Annotated in this window: 4 protein-coding genes; all 4 read left to right on the top strand. The window is 68.0% G+C overall.

What is annotated here, in order from left to right:
* The first annotated feature begins 167 nt into the window (after nucleotides 1–167).
* Nucleotides 168–491 carry a DUF736 family protein gene (locus B1A78_RS21540; protein ID WP_077148877.1) on the top strand — a complete coding sequence of 108 codons (324 nt, stop codon included), beginning with the start codon at nucleotides 168–170 and terminating at the stop codon, nucleotides 489–491.
* A gap of 160 nt (nucleotides 492–651) precedes the next feature.
* The gene (locus B1A78_RS21535; RefSeq protein ID WP_077148876.1) at nucleotides 652–915 is read left to right on the top strand and encodes a helix-turn-helix domain-containing protein; all 264 of its coding nucleotides are present in this window, start codon (nucleotides 652–654) and stop codon (nucleotides 913–915) included.
* Nucleotides 916–934: 19 nt separating this feature from the next.
* On the top strand, nucleotides 935–1,480 hold the full coding sequence (locus B1A78_RS21530; RefSeq protein ID WP_077148875.1) for a S26 family signal peptidase: 546 nt from the start codon (nucleotides 935–937) through the stop codon (nucleotides 1,478–1,480).
* Entirely contained in the window at nucleotides 1,468–2,175 is a 708-nt protein-coding gene (locus B1A78_RS22130) for a lytic transglycosylase domain-containing protein (RefSeq protein WP_083734414.1), read from the top strand. Before B1A78_RS21530 ends, B1A78_RS22130 begins: the two co-directional genes overlap by 13 nt.
* The last annotated feature ends 128 nt before the right edge of the window (nucleotides 2,176–2,303 follow it).

The raw sequence follows: 2,303 nt of genomic DNA, 5'->3' as shown, positions 1-2,303 counted from the left end.
CCGGCTGCGCCGGCTCCTCGCGCATGTGCTGCGCACCAAAAAAGGCGCGCCGTGCCCGTCCTCCGCTGCGCTGCGGCCCTTCGGGTGCGCCGCCGCCTGAGGCCCCTTTCCCTTGATCCGCCACGCCCCGGGGATGGTCCTCGCAGGCGATTTCAAGGAGACGAACAATGGCAGCAATCGGCTTTGTGAGCGGCACCATGTCCGAAGGATATCGCGGTCAGCTCAAGACGCTTTCGATCCGCGCAGAGATCGATGTCCGGCCCAATCGGAGCAAGTCGCACGAGTTGCAGCCCGATTTCCGGGTCTTCTCGGACAATGTCGAGATCGGCGCCGGCTGGGTGAAAACCGGCGAACAGTCGGGCAAGCAATATGTCAGTCTGAGCTTCGCTGCCCCCGAATTCGGGCCGCGCCGCATCTATGCGAACCTCGGCCGGGCCGCCGGCCAGGACGACGACGACACCTATGCGCTCATCTGGAACCCGATGGACTGACCGAGCGCCCCCAACTCGCCCTCGCGCCTTTCGGGGCGCGGGGGCTCTTTTTCTGTCTCTCCCGTTTGCGAGCCTCTCCGCGCGCCGCCGCGCGCCGCATCGACACGCAGGGCGCTGCATCCGCCGCGCCGGACCCCGATGCGAGGAAGGCCAACCGCAAATGACCGAGACTGACGATGAAATCGCCCGCGCGCGCGCGGCTAAGAAGGGAACGCCGTTCCTCAATACCGAACAGGCGGGCGCCTATCTCGGGCTTAGCCCGCGCAAGCTTCAATATATGCGCGGGCAGGGCGAGGGGCCGCCGTTCCGGCGCCACGGTCGCTATGTTCGCTACCATATCGACGACCTGATCGACTGGTCGCGCGGCACCGCGACGGGCAGGGCCGCCGCGCCCGCCGTAGCGCGGGAACCGGGTCGTGCTTGAGCGTCCCGATCTCCCGTTGATGGCGTGGGGCGAGGCGCTGCGCACGGCGCGCGAGGCGCGCGGCCAGCTCCGTCTTCGTTTCGCCGCCGGCGCCGCCGGGATTGCCGCGCTACTCGTCACCGTCATCGTCCCGCCGGTTCCGCGCCTTATCTGGAACGCAAGCGCGAGCGCCCCACGAGGCCTCTACGTCGTTAGCCCCGGCGGGCGCATCGTGGTCGGCGACATGGTAGTGGCGCGGACGCCCGAGCCGTGGCGTTCGCTCGCCGCCCGGCGTCATTATCTCCCGGCGAATGTGCCGCTGGTGAAGCGCGCGGTCGCGGTAGCGGGCGATGAAATCTGCGCGCGCGGCGCATCACTTTCGGTCAACGGCGTGCCGGCAGTGACCCGCCTCGGGCGCGATGCGGAGGGCCGGACCCTGCCATGGTGGGAAGGGTGTGTCGCTGTTCGCAAGGGCGAGGTTTTTCTGCTCATGGCAGGCGCCCCTGCGTCCTTCGACGGCCGTTATTTCGGGGTCACGCAGGCTAGAGACATCGTCGGAAGGGCGCATTTGCTGTGGGCGCGCTGAAGGCTGTCGGCGCAGCGCTCGCCCTCATTGCGACGATCCTGTCGTTCGGATCGTCGGCGCGCGAGGCAGAAGGCTGGCGGCCTTATGTCACTGAGGCGGCGGCACGCTTCGGCCTTCCCGAGGCCTGGGTGGTTGCGGTGATCGCGGCCGAGAGCGGAGGCCGAACGCATCTCGGCGGGAGGCCAATCACGAGCCATGCGGGCGCGATGGGGCTGATGCAGATCATGCCCGGAACCTGGGCCGCGCTCCGGGCGCAATATGGGCTTGGACCCGATCCGCATGCGCCGCGCGACAACATCATCGGCGGCACCGCCTATCTCCGCGCGATGTACGACCGCTTCGGTTATCCGGGCCTGTTTGCGGCCTATAATGCGGGGCCGGGGCGCTATGCCGAGCATCTGCGCACCGGTCGCCCGTTGCCGCGCGAGACGCGCGATTATGTCGCCAAGGTCACAGGGCGCAACGGTGCCGCTATGGCGGGCCGGGTGGCAGTCCGACCTGTGGAAACGGTGGCCGCAGCGGCGCCCTTGCAGGCAATATTCTTCCCGCTTGCTAGCCCGCAGCTCCGAGCGAGCGGGACCGCTGCTGCCCAGCAAAGCGAAGCTCAGACCGATCCGGGTGATGCCAGGGAGGGGCAAAGTCGGCAGCACGACAGCCTCTTTGTCATTCGCAAATCGGGGGCACGAAATGAGTGATACGGCAAGGGTAGCGCACGGCCGAGAGGGTGGGGTCGTCTCGGCAAGGCCGAGTATGACGGGCGACGGCGCGGCTGTACAAGGCCGGCGGGTGCCCCCCAATTTTCTTCGAAAATCGGTTCCCCCCA

This window comes from Sphingopyxis sp. KK2, assembly GCF_001990265.1.
Taxonomy (GTDB): Bacteria; Pseudomonadota; Alphaproteobacteria; order Sphingomonadales; family Sphingomonadaceae; genus Sphingopyxis.
This window is presented reverse-complemented; position numbering and strand designations above follow the sequence as displayed.